This is a genomic window from Bartonella sp. TT29SHDZB (assembly GCF_042193395.1).
Lineage (GTDB): Bacteria > Pseudomonadota > Alphaproteobacteria > Rhizobiales > Rhizobiaceae > Bartonella.
In genome coordinates this window covers 1-241 of the sequence record NZ_JBHILQ010000160.1, presented here as the reverse complement: position 1 = coordinate 241, position 241 = coordinate 1, and the positions used below count along the sequence as shown (strand labels likewise).

Here is a 241-nt window from a genome sequence, read left to right as displayed (position 1 = left end):
GCTTTTTTAATTCCCATAGTTTTTTTAGCATCTTCCACGGCATGAGAAGAAATCCCTTTCATTGTAGCTAAAAACTCCATAGATCCGATTAAATCCCTTTCGGATTGCAACCCATGTTTCATGAACATAGCAACATTAGGCAAAGCTTGTGCTAAAAGTTCAGGTTTGATTTGAAGCGATTTGAAGTTTTTTGAAGGTAATGTGTTTTCGGTTTTGCCTTTCTCTATTTTTTCATAAGCAA

The 241-nt window shown here is 35.3% G+C and carries 1 pseudogene; it reads right to left on the bottom strand.

What is annotated here, in order from left to right:
- Positions 1-241 (bottom strand): annotated as a pseudogene (locus ACFIJJ_RS10090) (replication protein C); the annotation flags it as partial.